The sequence below is a fragment of the Phytoamicus setariae genome, from assembly GCF_016722925.1.
Lineage (GTDB): Bacteria > Pseudomonadota > Alphaproteobacteria > Rhizobiales > Rhizobiaceae > Rhizobium_E > Rhizobium_E setariae.
In genome coordinates this window covers 205,529-220,192 of the sequence record NZ_JAEQNC010000009.1, presented here as the reverse complement: position 1 = coordinate 220,192, position 14,664 = coordinate 205,529, and the positions used below count along the sequence as shown (strand labels likewise).

The 14,664-nt window shown below is 60.8% G+C and carries 13 protein-coding genes; 7 read left to right on the top strand and 6 right to left on the bottom strand.

What is annotated here, in order from left to right; genetic code table 11:
- Positions 1–7: 7 nt before the first annotated feature.
- The 6 genes from JJB09_RS17330 to JJB09_RS17305 form a co-directional block, all read right to left on the bottom strand.
- Positions 8–877: an ABC transporter permease gene (locus JJB09_RS17330; RefSeq protein WP_201660847.1), complete on the bottom strand. Its 870-nt coding sequence runs from the start codon at positions 875–877 to the stop codon at positions 8–10.
- A complete protein-coding gene (locus JJB09_RS17325; RefSeq protein WP_201660844.1) occupies positions 874–1,986 on the bottom strand; it encodes an ABC transporter ATP-binding protein in 1,113 nt (370 codons plus the stop codon). Before JJB09_RS17325 ends, JJB09_RS17330 begins: the two co-directional genes overlap by 4 nt.
- A 79-nt stretch (positions 1,987–2,065) precedes the next feature.
- Positions 2,066–3,124 carry an ABC transporter substrate-binding protein gene (locus JJB09_RS17320; RefSeq protein WP_201660841.1) on the bottom strand — a complete coding sequence of 353 codons (1,059 nt, stop codon included), beginning with the start codon at positions 3,122–3,124 and terminating at the stop codon, positions 2,066–2,068.
- Between the two features lie 29 nt (positions 3,125–3,153).
- Entirely contained in the window at positions 3,154–4,566 is a 1,413-nt protein-coding gene (locus JJB09_RS17315) for a sigma 54-interacting transcriptional regulator (protein ID WP_201660837.1), read from the bottom strand.
- Entirely contained in the window at positions 4,563–5,744 is a 1,182-nt protein-coding gene (locus tag JJB09_RS17310) for a PAS domain-containing protein (RefSeq protein ID WP_201660834.1), read from the bottom strand. The genes JJB09_RS17315 and JJB09_RS17310 overlap by 4 nt, the downstream gene beginning before the upstream one ends.
- A 392-nt stretch (positions 5,745–6,136) precedes the next feature.
- Complete coding sequence (locus JJB09_RS17305) at positions 6,137–6,763, bottom strand: TetR family transcriptional regulator C-terminal domain-containing protein (RefSeq protein WP_201660830.1); 627 nt, start codon at positions 6,761–6,763, stop codon at positions 6,137–6,139.
- Between the two features lie 259 nt (positions 6,764–7,022).
- Here JJB09_RS17305 and JJB09_RS17300 point away from each other — a divergent pair, with 259 nt between their 5' ends.
- The 7 genes from JJB09_RS17300 (at position 7,023) to JJB09_RS17270 (ending at position 14,650) form a co-directional block, all read left to right on the top strand.
- Positions 7,023–7,850, top strand: a complete 828-nt coding sequence (locus JJB09_RS17300) for a uracil-DNA glycosylase family protein (protein ID WP_201660984.1) — start codon at positions 7,023–7,025, stop codon at positions 7,848–7,850.
- A gap of 2 nt (positions 7,851–7,852) precedes the next feature.
- The gene (locus JJB09_RS17295) at positions 7,853–9,475 is read left to right on the top strand and encodes a GMC family oxidoreductase (RefSeq protein ID WP_201660828.1); all 1,623 of its coding nucleotides are present in this window, start codon (positions 7,853–7,855) and stop codon (positions 9,473–9,475) included.
- Between the two features lie 12 nt (positions 9,476–9,487).
- A complete protein-coding gene (locus JJB09_RS17290; protein ID WP_201660826.1) occupies positions 9,488–9,808 on the top strand; it encodes an NIPSNAP family protein in 321 nt (106 codons plus the stop codon).
- Between the two features lie 128 nt (positions 9,809–9,936).
- Positions 9,937–10,959: a BMP family ABC transporter substrate-binding protein gene (locus tag JJB09_RS17285; protein ID WP_201660981.1), complete on the top strand. Its 1,023-nt coding sequence runs from the start codon at positions 9,937–9,939 to the stop codon at positions 10,957–10,959.
- Between the two features lie 159 nt (positions 10,960–11,118).
- Positions 11,119–12,726, top strand: a complete 1,608-nt coding sequence (locus JJB09_RS17280) for an ABC transporter ATP-binding protein (protein ID WP_201660824.1) — start codon at positions 11,119–11,121, stop codon at positions 12,724–12,726.
- Positions 12,723–13,760, top strand: coding sequence for an ABC transporter permease (locus JJB09_RS17275; RefSeq protein ID WP_201660822.1), 1,038 nt, complete (start codon positions 12,723–12,725; stop codon positions 13,758–13,760). The genes JJB09_RS17280 and JJB09_RS17275 overlap by 4 nt, the downstream gene beginning before the upstream one ends.
- The gene (locus tag JJB09_RS17270) at positions 13,757–14,650 is read left to right on the top strand and encodes an ABC transporter permease (RefSeq protein WP_201660820.1); all 894 of its coding nucleotides are present in this window, start codon (positions 13,757–13,759) and stop codon (positions 14,648–14,650) included. The genes JJB09_RS17275 and JJB09_RS17270 overlap by 4 nt, the downstream gene beginning before the upstream one ends.
- The last annotated feature ends 14 nt before the right edge of the window (positions 14,651–14,664 follow it).

Genomic DNA, 14,664 nt, shown 5'->3' with positions numbered 1-14,664 from the left:
TTCCTCCTCAGCCCAGATCGACACGGCCGGCACGGTCGAGCCGACTGGAAATTTGCAGCAGCACCAGCACCAGTATCAGGACCAGCGTGGCCAGTGCCGAGCCGAGCGGCCAGTTGAGGGCCGCACCGAACTGGGTCTGCAGCAGATTGGCAACCATTGTGCCATCCGGCCCGCCGACGAGCACAGGGGCGACGAAGTCGCCGAAAGACAAGCAGAATGTCATCGTCGCACCAGCGACCACCCCGCCGAGCGACAGCGGGAAGATCACTTTCCAGAAGGTCATGAACGGTCCGACACCCAGATCTTCCGAGGCTTCGATGAAGCGCTTGGGGATGTTGTCTAGTACGGTGAAGATCGGCATGACCATGAACGGCACGAAGATGTAGATCAGCGTGATCACCATCGAGGTCTGATTGTAGAGGAACATCGTCAACGGCTCGTCGATCAGACCGGCGTTTATCAGCAGGGAATTCAGGGCGCCGTCGGTGCCGAGGATGATTTTCCAGGTATAGGCGCGTAGCAGATAGGACACCCACAGCGGCACGATCACTGACATGTAAAGCAGATTGCGCATGCGGTCCGACTTGACGGTGAAGACCAGGAAATAGGCCAGCGGATAGCCAAGCACGAGAGCGCCGAGCGTGACGATTGCGGCGATCTTCAGCGTCCGCAGAATCACAGTCGTGTATTGCGGATCGGAAAAGACCAGCGCGAAATTCCCGAACTGGAAATCCGGGTAGAAGAGCGGGAATTGCCGCGTCCAGAAGCCGACTGAAATCATGATCAGATAGGGCACGATCATGAACACCAGTGCCCAGGCAAAGGGCATCGAGAAGAGTGCCACGAAAGATCCAAAATTCCGCCGGCTGAGCATCATCGGCCTGCCTCCGCCGGAAAGATCATGATGTCGGCCGGGTCGACATGAAGGGAGAGTGTCGAGCCGGGCAGCAGCGATGCGGCTGCTGATGCAGCCGTGCGCGTCACCTCGGTGAAGATCGGCTTGGCCGCGCCTGCCAAGCCAAGTTCCATGCGGACCCGGTCGCCGTGAAACAGCGTTTCCACGACGCATCCTTGCAGGGTGTTTGCGCCCTCGAATGGTCTGGTCTGCAAGCGTTCCGGCCTGATGCCGGCAAGAACGGCCTGCCCGGCGGCAAATGCCCGGTCATTGGATTTGCGCTTGCGGCGAAGTATCGTGCCATCGGCGAGTTTCAGCAGGTCGAAATCGTTGTCAATGCCGGCAAATTGAGCCTCGACGAGATTGCTCGCGCCGATGAAGTCGGCGACGTAGGGCGTCGCCGGTGCGTCATAGAGCTCGGTCGGAGAGCCGATCTGGACGATCCGTCCCTGGTTCATCACTACGATCCGGTCCGAAAGCGCCAGCGCCTCGGTCTGGTCGTGGGTGACCATCAGGAAGGTGATGCCGAGTTCACGGTGCAGCCGTTTCAGTTCCACCTGCATGCCCTCCCGCAGTTTGACATCGAGTGCCGAGAGCGGCTCGTCAAGCAACAGCACGCGAGGGCGGCGGACGATGGCGCGCGCCATGGCGACACGCTGGCGCTGGCCGCCCGAAAGCTCACCCGGGCGCCGGTCGCTCATGCCGGTGAGGCCAACCATTGAGAGGGTATCGGCGACCCGCTTGTTGCGTTCGGCGCGCGGCACGTTGTTGGCTTTGACCGAGAGGCCATAGCCGATATTGTCGGCGACGCTCATATGGGGAAACAGCGCATAGTCCTGGAAGACCGTGTTGACCGGCCGCTGATAGGGCGGCCTGTCCGTCACATCCTGGCCGGCAATCTGGATGCGGCCGCGATTGGCAAACTCGAAGCCGCCGATCAGCCTCAGCGTCGTCGTCTTGCCGCAGCCGGAAGGGCCAAGCAGGGTGACGAACTCGCCTTCGCCGAGCGCGAGGTCGGTTGTGTCGAGGGCCGTAAACGTACCATAGGTCTTTGCGACGCCGTCGAGCGTCACGATTGGTCGCGATGTCATGCGTTCCCCACGCTTGTTTTTGATTTCGAATGTCGGCGGGGCACGAACGGCCGGATGGCCGCTCGTCCCGCAATGCGTGTCAGGGCGCGGCTTTGACCGCGTTCCAGACTTCCAGATACTTGTCGAGGCGCTTCGGCTGCTGCCACATGACGAGGCTCTTGACGAACTCGACGTTGTCGACCTGGCGGTCCTTCTTCATCTCGTCGCTCATGCAGCCGGCGACCGCTTTCGGATTGACCGGGAAATAGCCGGTCGATTCGGCGATGCCGCACTGGCCCTCGGCGGACTGCATGAAGGACATGTACTTGTAGGCGCAGTCCTCGTTGGGCGTGTCCTTGACCAGCATCATCGAGTCCATCCACCCTTCGGCCTTTTCCTTGGGGGTGAATTCGACGACCTCGAAGCCTTTCTTGAGGTTGTTGACATCCTTGCTGGTAAGGCCGGTCCAGGCATTGGAAACGAAGACTTCCTGGTTGGCCATCAGTTCGGTCAGTTCACCGGCCGATGCCCAATATTTGCGGATCAGCGGCTTCTGCTCGATCAGCTTGGCTTTGACGGCCTCCAGCTGTTCGTCGGTGAGATCGAACACATTGTCATAGCCGAGATAGCGCGCCGTCCAGTAAAGCGCCGATTTGTCGTCCCAGAGCGAGATCTTGCCCTTGTTGGCCGGGTCGAACAGCACGGCGATCGAATCCGGCTTGGTGGCGAACTTGTCGGGGCGATAGATCAGCGACACGGAACCCCAGATCAGCGGAACCGCCCAGGTAGCGTCATCGGCGACCACGTCGGCGGCTTTGGAGAATTCGGGATAAATCCCGTCGAAGCCCGCGACCTTGGCGGTGTCGATCGGTGCGACGAATCCGGCCAGCCGCATCATCGGCACGGTGTCGAGCGAAGGCGTGATGATGTCGTAGACACCGCCTCCGGCAGCGAGTTTGGCGGCGAAGTCGTCGTTGGAGCCGACATAGGAAGCCGTGACCTTGCAGCCCGACGCTTCCTCGAACTTGGGAATGAAGCCCTTCGTGGAATAGCCCTCCCAGGTGAGGACATTGAGTTCTCCGGCGGATGCCGCCACGGTCTGCGGCAGTATGGCGACGGTCGCCAAGGCGCAGACCGCCAGTTTCCTGAGTATTTTCATGTTGTTGTTCCCCTTTTGGTTTTGGTGGTTCATCGCTTGCGGTTTGTCTTGCGGACAAGTGTTGCTATGTCGATGCCGAGCGCCTTGGCGGCGCTTCGTTTGCTTCCATTCTCGGCGATGGATTTTTCGAGAACCCAGGTCTCGAATTCCTGAACGAGGTCCCGGAAACTAGCCGGCGTTGCCGGGGTCTCGTCTGTGTTGAGGATTGCAGGCCCGGCCTTCGGGCTGGCCGTTGCCGGCTTGATCGGCGTTACGAAATGTTCAGCCATAGCCAGATCGTCGGCGCATGCAGCGGCATGCTCGAGGATGTTGGAGAGCTCGCGGATGTTGCCGGGGTAATCATATCCGAGCAGCTTTTCCCAGAACTCTTCGGACAGTTTCAGCGTCGGTCGTCGTCCATAGTTGATCCGTTGCAACTGGGCTTCCGCTACGGCTCTGATGAGGTCGCTCTGGCCGCGAAGCGGTGGCAGTATCAGCGAAACGACAGCGAGGCGATAATAGAGGTCTTCGCGGAAGCGCCCGTCGGCCAGCATGTCCGGCAAGGTTCGGTTGGCGGCGGCTATCACCTTGACCTGCACTTGCCGCCGTTGCGCCGAGCCGACGCGGTTGAAGGTCTGCGCCTCGAAAAACGCCACCAGCTTCATCTGGCAGGCCAGCGACAGGTCTGTCACATGATCCAGAAACAGGGTGCCACCGTCGGCTGCCTCGATATAGCCGAGCTTGCCGCGCGTGGACGCATCCATCGTCGAGCCCGGCTCGATGCCGAACATCTCCGCGTCGAACTGGGCGTCGCCCAGCATGCCGCAATTGACATGTACGAAGGGGGCCGCGCCCGGCTCGTTCATTTTGCCGATGCGGCGGGCAAGCTCGGTTTTGCCGGTTCCGCTCTCCCCGGAGAGCAGGATGGCGCTGCCGCGTTCCAGTGCTACCGTGCCCTGTTTGCTGAGCGCGCGCAGGGCTGGCGTCTGTGCATAGCTTGCCGTGACCGGAGCGCCACCCTCTTCCTGGAAGCGGAAGCGTTCAAGACCGGCGTCGGCGGTGCGCGCGGCGCGATTGGGCTCTCGCATGACCAGCAGTGCGCCATAGGCGCCGCCGTCGCCGGTGCGAAGAATGCTGAGGCTGGCAGCGACCTGGCGCTGCGAGTTAAGCGCACCGGATATTTCCAGCCGCTTCAACTGCTGTAGCGCCGTCGATACCTTGTGGATGATCGGTCCCGCCGTCTTGGCGTGGCGGGCGAGTTCCTTGCCGACGAGATCGCCTTTGTTCAGGTTCAGCAGCAGTTCGAGCTTGCTGTTGACGAGCTTGATTGTGCCGTCGGTTTCCAAGAGCGCCGCGCCATCGGGCAGGGCTTCCAGAAATGTGGAGAACATCGGATCGTCGATGAAGGTCGGACGCAGCCGCCGGTGGGCAAGGTTGGCGATGTCGTTGCCATAGAATTTCATGACAGTGCCTCCGCCATTTGGCCGCGGGCGCGGCGCTTCGTTTTCCGCCGTGCGGTCAGCACGTAGCGGCGAAACTCGCCTTCAATATGGGCCACCCTGAAACGCCAGCTTTCCCGGATGTCATCGGCGGCAATGACGATCAGGTCACATTCGCTCTCCGCATCGTCCTCGGCGATGGCCGCCTGCCGCAAGCGGGTCAACGCATTGCGGCTTTCCACGAATTGTTGGATCGACCGGCCGAGGATCTGGTCGGCGGTCCGGCCCCAGGCGAGTTCGGATGCGGGATTTGCCGCGAGCAGCAATCCCTCTTCGGACAGCACGAGGATAGGATCGGGCGCAGCGCTGAGGATATCTTGCATCGAGGCGGCGCGGTCGGTCAGCTGTTGTTCCCTGCGGCGGTGCGGACCGATGTCGCGCGTGGTTCCCCAAAGCCGGATCAACAGGCCGTCATGGATCGCGGCCCTGAAATCGTTTTCCACCAGCATCTCGCTGCCGTCGTGCCGCTGATCGACGGCGGCGGCATGGTCGAGCCGGTAGTTGGAGCGGACGAGGTTGCGCACCATCGCCTTGTTGACCGGGGTTGCGGGAAAATAGCGCGATACCGGCTGGGTGTTGAAATCCAGCCCCTCCGGGACATCGTAGAGCCGCGCCATGGCCTCGTTGCAGGCCCGCCATCTGGACTGGTTGGAAAAAATTCGTTCGACGATCTCGTCTTCGCTCAGCGACACATCGACCGGCTCAAGGAATTCGATGCACCAGCAAGCCTCGGTGGCGGCGCCGATCATCTGGGAGAGGATTTCCACTCGTTCGATCAGCTCGTGGCTTATCCCGAGCGTGGCGGCGCTAAGCGAGAGCTTGAGGATTGCCAATCCGCCTCCGCTTTCGGCGACTGCTGCGGCAACCATGGGGATTTCCTCATAGGAAGACGTGTTCATCCAGACGGGGAAATGTGGAGTCGCCGGCTGCTCGCCTTTCAGCAGAGCACGGATGAACTGCGCGGAGTTGCCACCATAGATACGTTCCAGTGCCTGTCCGACGATCCTGTCCCGATCCAGGCCAAGTTCTCGTGCTTCCTGATCGTTCACCTTGAGGATCCGCCCGTCGGCGTCGATCCAGTCGACGAGCAGGGGGCCGGTCGTCAGCAAATCGGTCAATGTGTCGGCCATCGATGAATTCATTCCCCGCATCCTGCTCCCAAAGAATTCGCATTGCGACGCTGACTGCTGACGATATTCGACGTAATCCAGCCACAAGGCGCAGCAATTGCAATTGCGCGAAGGCATTTGGGCAAAAAAAGATCGATATCACGAGGAAAAAGCGGCAATTCCGCAGCGATTGATGCGAAATTGCGCTCATAGGCGCAATAGTTCAGTCGATTTTACTGGCTGTTGATGGAATTCGATCATCGGAGAGCTCCGAAGCGTGAAGATTTCGCTATTACTGATGCAGGAGGAGTGTAGGGGGGCGATGCCAAATTAGGCCGGCGCAATGGCTATCGCAAAAAGGTGGCTGCCGAGGTTGTGGCCGGCTGATCCATTTGTCCTGTTGTCGAAGGATGGACGGTGGCAGCCTAGACAAGAATGCCGCGCAGCACCGTGTCAGCGATCGTTGTGGCTGCTTTGTCGTAATCTTCAAGTTTCAGCCGGGTCTTGCCAAGCGCATCGGCCGCGAGCGGCTCGAACTGGGCGTAGTACTGGGTCGCAGCCCAGAGCATAATGAACAGGTGGCGCGGGTCGACTGCTATCATTTTGCCGGCGGCGATCCAGTTCTCGACGACTTTGACGCGCACATCGGTAACTTCCCGCATGTGCTCGCGATCCTTCTTCTTCAGGAAGCGCGCGCCCTGGATAATCTCGCTTGCGAACAGGCGTGCCTCAGCGACGTTCTTCCTGGTGTAGTCGAGTTTCGCCCTGATATAGGCGCGGAAGGCATCGGCGGGCTCGCTATCGGGGGATATGTGCTTGAGCGCATCATCCCAGCCGGCGATCAGGTGGGCGATAACGGCGGTGTAGATCTCTTCCTTGGAGGAGAAGTAGTAGTAGACATTGGCTTTCGGCAAACCGGAGGCTTCGGCAATCTCGGCAATCCGGGTGCCGTCGAAGCCCTTGCGCGCGAAAATCTCTATGCCAGCCTTGATGATCAGCCGCATGTTGCGTTCGCGAATTTTCCCTTCCGGATCTTTCGTCGCCTTTGCCATGCGATGCCTCGTTCTCGGTCGTTTTTTGGTTTTCAATAACAATTCAGCGGCGCAAATTCGCTCTCATGCAATTGCGCGTTTCATTTGCGAATGCAAGCGCAAATCCGCCATCAGGAAGTTGACGCTTTGGTCAGAAAAATTTTGACCAAATGGTCATTTTTCTATTTTCAGAAGTTGACACTTTGGTCAGGTTTTGTCTAGTCTCTTCTCAATAAATGAAAACGGGGACGGCACAATGCCGATGAGGTTGAAAGAGGCGATGGCGGAAACGCTCGCCGGCTGGGAGGCCGATCTGCCTGATGTATGGCGGGCATTCCTTGGTCCGGTCGGCGATCATTTCGATCGCGTCGATGCCGATCTGGAATTCGAAGCCTGGGAGCCGATCTTCCCGGTTCGCCGCGGCAGGCATTTTCCCGGACAGCCCAAGGGCATGCACGCGCTTTCCGCCTTCGACGGCATCGCGCCGGATGGTGTTCGCTGCATGATCCTCGGTCAGGACCCGTATCCGGAACCCGGCTTTGCCACGGGGCGTGCTTTCGAGGCTGGCAATGTGGCCTCGTGGGACGAACTCGACAAGATGTTTTCGAAAAGTGTGCGCGCCTATATGCAGCTCATTGTCGCTGCACGGCTGGGCGACGATCGGCTGGGGGCGAGCTTCGACAAGTGGCCCGACGTACGGTCGCTCCTGAATGACCCTTCCAGGCATTTCGAAAAGCCCGATGCGATCGCTGATCGCTGGGTGCGCGAAGGCGCCTTGCTGCTGAATGCGTCTCTGACGCTTTCGCGCTTCAAGGTCGATATCGATCCGCACCAGTCGCGCGGCCATCTGCCATTCTGGCGGCCGCTGATGCTCAGGGTGATCGAGACGCTACTTGAGCGCGATGCGCCGCTAGTTTTCATCGGCTTTGGCGCGGCGGCGGCCGATATTTTCAATGAAATGGGTCTTTCCGAGGGCGTTTCAGGCCGCAGTGCCTGCATCTTGCGCGAACACCCGGCCTTTGCCGATGCCGTGCTCGGCAAGCCCAACCCGTTTCTTCTCTGCAACTCATATCTGGAGGCGATGGGCGGCATGCCCGTCGCATGGTGAAAATGGCCGCGAACGATACGTACGATTTCATCATCGTCGGCGCCGGTTCCGCCGGTTGCGTGCTGGCCAACCGGCTGTCGGCCGATCCTGCCAAAAAGGTTCTGCTGCTCGAAGCCGGTGGCAAGGACCGCAACCCGCTGTTCCGCCTGCCGATGCTGATGGGCAAGCTGTTTCATTCCGGCATCTACAACTGGCACTATCACACCGAGCCCGAGCCCTATCTGAACGACCGGTCGCTCTATTGGCCGCGCGGCAAGGTGCTGGGCGGCACATCGACCATTAACGGCATGATCTATGTCCGTGGCAACAAGCACGACTATGACCGCTGGTCGCAGTTGGGCCTGCCGGGCTGGTCCTATGACGAAGTGTTGCCGGCGTTCCGTCGCTCGGAAGCGCATGTCCAGCGCGACAGCGAATTTCACAATGCAGGTGGCGAGCTGACCGTCTGCCGGGCGCGTGGCCACAATCCGCTGATGGATGTGTTCTGCCAGGCGGGCGCCGAGGCTGGCTATCCCCTTAACGACGATTTCAACGGCGCCACGCAGGAAGGCTTCGGCCGCTACGATTTCACCATCAAGAATGGCAAGCGCTGGTCGACCTCCTGGGCCTTCTTGCGGCCGATTATGGCTCGCAAGAACCTGACGGTGATCACGGCCGCCGAAACCACCCGGGTGGTCATCGACAAGGGCCGCGCCACCGGCGTCGAATATCTGAAAGGCGGTGTGCTTTCCACGGCCAACGCCACCAGCGACATCATCCTCTCCTCGGGCGTGGTCAATTCTCCCAAGACGCTGCTGCTTTCGGGCATCGGTCCGGCCGCCGAGTTGAGGGCGCTCGGCATCGATGTGGCGCATGATCTTCCCGGTGTCGGCAAGAACCTGCAGGACCATGTCGATTGCGTCATGAGCTGGGAATGCAAGGAGCCGATCACGCTCTATTCAGATCTGCGCGCCGATAAGCTGACAGTGTCGATGGTGCAGGGTCTGTTGTTCGGCGAAGGCATCACCACCACATTCCCCTATGAGGCGGGGGCTTTCATTCGCTCCAATGACGGCCTGATCGCGCCCGATATCCAGCTGCATTTCATGCCGGCGCTGGAAAAGACCGCCAACCTGCATTTTCCCAATCCGTTCAGGAAGCAGGCGGTCGAGGCCAATCACGGCTTTACCCTTCGCGTCGGTCCGGTCAACCCGGTCAGCCGTGGCGAGATCACCCTGCGGTCCAGCAATCCGACCGACAAGCCCAAGATCCAGGCCAACTATCTACAGGCCGATTTTGACGTTCGCACCATGATCGACGGCATCCGGCTAACGCGTGATATCATCAACCAGAAGGCGTTCGACAAGTATCGCGGCCAGGAGCTTGCGCCCGGACCGACAGCGATGAGCGACGCGGACCTCACCAAGTGGCTGAGAGCCACGGCGATGACCACGTTCCATCCGGTTGGAACCGCGAAAATGGGCAATGATCCCATGGCGGTCGTTGATGCCAGGCTCAAGGTGCACGGCATTGATGGCCTGCGCGTCGCGGATGCCTCGATCATGCCGATCATATCCAGCGGCAATACCAATGCCCCCGCCATCATGATCGGTGAAAAATGCGCCGAATTCATCCTGAACGCATAAAGGACAAATCCGATGATCCTCGAGCACCGCACTTACACGTTCAAGCCCGGAACCGTCGACAAATGGATGAAGAAATACGAGGCTGACGGCCTGCCGGTGCAGAAACGCCATCTCAACAAGTTTGTCGGCCTTTATATTTCGGAGATCGGTACCTTGCACACCACGGTGCTGATGTGGGCCTATGACAGCCTTGCCGATCGCGAAGCGCGGCGGCAGGCCATGTATGCCGATCCGGATTGGCAGAAATTCATCTCCGAGGTTTGGTCGCTCGACGCGATCCAGAAGCAGGAGGTGATGATCATGAACCCGGCACCCTATTCTCCGCCGCTCTGAGCGACGGGCAACACGCTTGCGGTGGCCGCCAGGCCGCCGCCGGACAATGATGACAGATTGCAAACAACCAGCAACAAGGGAACAAAACCATGACTGACATCAAGACTGGGAAGACCATAAATTCCGGTATCGACCGCCGCTCGTTCCTGCAGGTAAGCGCGGGTGCTGCCGCGCTGGGCTTGGCTGCCAACCTGATGCCGAAACTTGCCCATGCAGCAGGCGGCCTCGTGGCACTGGTTCACACCCAGGCTGCCGGCGACAATGGTCCGGTCGATTCCATGATCTCCAAGCTCAAGCAGCTTGCCGGCGAGCAGGGCTTCGAGTACCGCGCCGTCTACGCGCAGGACCCCGCGACCTATGAGACCGTGTTCCGCACGCTTGGTGATGCCGGCGCCACCATCATCGTCTCGACTTTCAACGAAGTCGCCGAGCCCTTCAAGGCGCTCGCTCCGTCCTATCCCAACACCAAGTGGATCCAGCTGTTCGGCGACCCGATCGAACCGACCCTGCCGAACGTCGTCACCGTGTCCTATGACTACTATCTCGGCTGCTACCTCTCCGGCATGTTCGCGGCCAAGGTGTCGAAAACAGGCAAGATCGGCTACATCGGTGGCGTGTCGCTGCCGCCGCTGAACGCCGATTTCAATGCGCTGAAGGCTGGCGCGCTGGCGGTCAATCCGAACGCCACTGTTACGGCAGCTTTTGCAGGATCCTTCCAGGACCCGGCAAAGGGCCAGGAAATCGCCACGCAGATGTACAATGACGGCATCGACTACATCCAGACGGACTCGGCTGCTACCGACGGCGGCATCATCGCCGCCGCCAACGAGAAGGAAGGCCGCATGGTCAGCGCCATCTCGCCGGCCCAGTACAAGCTCGGCCCGAAATCGGTGATCGCGCTTGTTGCGCTGGATTTCGGCCAGTCGCTCTACAACGAAGTCACCAAGGCGCTTGCCGCCGACTGGAAGGGCGGCCACTTCAACACCGGCCTCGGCACAGGCGTCATCGAGTTCGTCTCGTCGCCGACATTTGCCGAGCAGGGCCCGGCCGATCTTTCCGGCAAGGCCAAGGAAGTCTGGGCCGACATCGAAGCTGCCAAGAAGGGCATTCTTGACGGCTCGGTCAAGGTTCCCTTCAATACGACCCTCTAAGTTGTGTAGCTCCCCGGACCAAATGATCCGGGGAGCTAGCGATGCGCCACCAGAACGAGTTGCGATCCTCCCTTGCAGGGAGGATTGTCGTCGGTTCGCGGCTTCGTCACTAGCCCTGTTCGAAGCCGCGAACCACTGATTTCGGTTGGGAACCAATTCATGTCCAATATCCAAACGCCCGCCCTGACCTGCCAGGACGTCACCGTCAAATATGGTGAGGTGACAGCGTTGTCTGGCGTGTCGGTATCCTTCACGCCCGGTCTCATCCATGCCGTGGTCGGCCAGAATGGCGCCGGAAAAACCACCTTTGCCCGCGTTGCATCCGGGCTCGTCCAGCCGACAACAGGCGCGGTCGAGATTCAGGGCCGCGAAATTCGTACCGGGCATGTCAACGACAGCCGTGAAGCCGGAGTCGAACTGGTACACCAGAGCTTTGCCCTGCCGCCGTCGTTCACGGTCGCCGAGGCTATGGAGTTCGGTGCGCCCGGCAAAGGCGGGATATATTCGCGCAAGAGCTTGCTCGCCAAATGGAATGAACATCTCAGGAGCCTCGACGTTCAGGTCGATATTTCACGACGCATTCGCGACTTGCCAGTCGAAACGCAGCAGGGCATCGAGATTGCCCGCGCGCTGGTGACCGATGCCAGGGTGCTGATCCTGGACGAGCCGACAGCGGTCTTGTCGCCGAGCGGCATCGAGATGCTGTTTGCCCGCGTCCGCCGGCTGAAGGAACGCGGCGTTACCGTTATCCTTATCCTTCACAAGATCCGCGAAGTGCTCGGCATTGCCGATACCGTGACCGTGCTGCGTGGCGGAAAGCTGATCGACGGGCCGATTTCATGTGCCGATATTTCCGCCGACAAGCTGGCCGGCATGATCGTCGGCGAAGCGGCCAGAAACCTCAGCCAGGAGGACAGGGACGCGTTGGTCGGTGCACGCGCCGCGCATGGGGATGACGCCGCCAATGCAGCCCGCAACGGCCTGCCGCCGGTGCTGACTCTGAAGTCTGTTTCCACCCGACCGGATAGCGAGGGTGCACCGCTCGAAGACGTCGACCTGCTGCTGCGCCCCGGTGAAATCCTCGGTGTCGCCGGTGTCGAGGGCAACGGCCAGAAGACGCTGGTGCGTGCAATTGCCAGCCTTGCGGACCTTTCCGCGGGAACGGTGACACTTGCTGGGCAAGAAGTCAGCGGCAAGCCGCTTGCCGCCCGCCGGGCGCTTGGCCTGCGCATCATTCCCTTCGAGCGCAATGTCGAAGGGCTTAGCCTGACCAGCTCACTTTGGGAAAACTGGAGCGCCCGCGAACTGCTGCAGGGACCGCTCCTCAAGATCGTCAATCCGGCGAAAATTCGTGAATTCTGCGACAAGGCGCTGAAGAACTGGAGCGTGCATTACCACTCCTCGGCCCAGAAAGCCGGATCGCTTTCCGGCGGGAACGCCCAGAAGGTCATCCTCGCTCGCGAGGTCGATCCGGACGCCAAGGTTATCATCGCCGCCCAGCCGACACGCGGCCTCGACATCGGGGCAACCGCCTTCGTCTGGCAATCCTTGCGCGCAGCACGTGACCGGGGTGCCGCGATCCTGCTGATTTCGTCGGACCTGGATGAACTTTTCGATATCTCCGACCGGGTCGTCGTCATGCTATCGGGCAAAGTGGCGGGCGAATTCTCCGCCCCCTATGACATCCAATCCGTAGGCGCGGCGATGACCGGAGCCAGAGCAGATATGACCCCGGTCATGCCGGCCATGACGGGAGCCAGACAATGAAAGACCGTATCCTTTCCATCATCCGCAGCCTGATCTTCGTGGCTTTCGCGCTGGTGCTCTGCGCCGCAGTCTTCCAATTCGCCGGATATAACGCGCCGCTGATGCTGGGCTCGATTGCCGATGGCGCATTCCTCAGGCCGGGTGCCATGGAACAGAGCCTGCGCTGGGCGCTGCCGCTGTTTATCACCGCTGTCGGCGTCGGCATTTCCTTCCGGGCCGGCTTCTTCAATATCGGCGCGCAGGGACAGTTCTATGTCGGTGCGATTTTCGCCGCCTTCGCCGCCGAATGGCTGAAGGGCGGACCGGCATTCGTGGTCATTCCGGCCTGCTTTATCGCCGGCATGATCGGCGGCGCGCTCTGGGCCTTGTGGCCAGGTCTGCTGAAGCTGCGGTCAGGTACGGATGAAGTCATCACCACGCTTATGGGCAATTTTCTGGCCAGCCTGCTACTCGTCTATGTAACCTCTGGGCCTCTCAAGGATCCATCCGGTTCCGGCCAGCAGGCATCGAGCCGGCCGCTCGACGCCGCCTACCGCATCTCTAATTCGCTCGGACTGTCGCCAACCATCATCGCCATTGCCGTGGTCGTCGGCATCGTCATGTGGCTACTCGTCAACCGCACCGCATTCGGGGTCCTCGCAAGTCTCGCCGGCCGCAACGGCACGATGGTGCAGTGGCAGGGCGCAAAACTCTGGCAGCTTGGGCTTTCGAGCTTCATCATCTCCGGCGCGCTTGCGGGTCTCGCGGGCACCATCGAACTGATGGGACCGAATGGCCGCATCGCCTCGGGCTTCCTGCCGACGCATGGTTTTACCGCCATCCTGATCGCGCTGGTCGCCAATCTCTCGGTTGTCGGCACAGCTGTCGTCGCGATCTTCTTCGGCGGGCTGGCCTCGGCTGCGCTCTACCTGCCGATCATGGCCGGGCTGCCGGCAGCGGCGATCGACATCATCAATGCGGCGATCGCGCTGTTTATTACCGCGCGCTCCAATTTCGTCGAAAAATTCCTGCGCCTCGGAGGGCGTTCTCAATGAACGACATCATCATCGCCATCCTCCGCTCCGGCACGCCACTGATCTATGTGACGCTTGCAGGCGTCATCGCCCAGCGGGCAGGGGTGTGGAACCTCGGCCTCGAGGGCATCATGATCATTGGCGCCTGCGCCACCATCCTCGGCATCATGATGACCAATTCCTTCGTGATGGCGATCGTGATCGCCATGGCGCTCTGTGTGCTCGCCTCCGTGCTGTTGTGGTTCGTCATCGAAAAGCTCAAGGCCAATCCGATCATTGCCGGCCTCGGGCTGACCGGCCTTGGCATCGGCGGCACCGCGCTGGCCGTAGAAGCAATCTTCGGCAGTCAGGCAACGGTTAGTGCGCCATTCGGCGTGCCGAAACTGGGGCCGGCTTTCGGCTCCTACGGTGTGCTGTCGATCTTTGTCGTTGCCATGCCCTTTGTCGTCTTCGGCATGTGGGTACTGCTGCGGCGCACCCGTTTCGGATTGCAGCTTGCGGCCTGCGGTGAGCACCCCTTCGCGGCCCGCAGCGTTGGCGCCAATCCGGCGCGCATGCGATTGATCGCGCTGGCCATAGGCGGCGTGCTTTGCGCCATCGGCGGGGCGGAGCTGGCAGGTGGCAGCCTGCAGTTCTTCGCCCAGGGCATGACCTCGGGACGCGGCTTCATGGCTTTTGCCGCCGTCATCTTCGGTGCTGCGCATCCGGTCGGCGCGACATTCGCAGCGTTGTTCTTCGCGGTCGTCGGCGCCCTTGGCATTCGCGCGCAGCTGATGTTCGGCGACAAGGTGCCGCACGATCTGCTGCAGGCGCTGCCCTATCTCGCGACAATTTTCGGTGTCTGGCTGAGCGGCAAGCTGCGCGGCGGGGCGAAAGCAGCCGGCACGTTCGCCGAGCTGAAAGACCAGTAAGTTCAGGGAAGAGA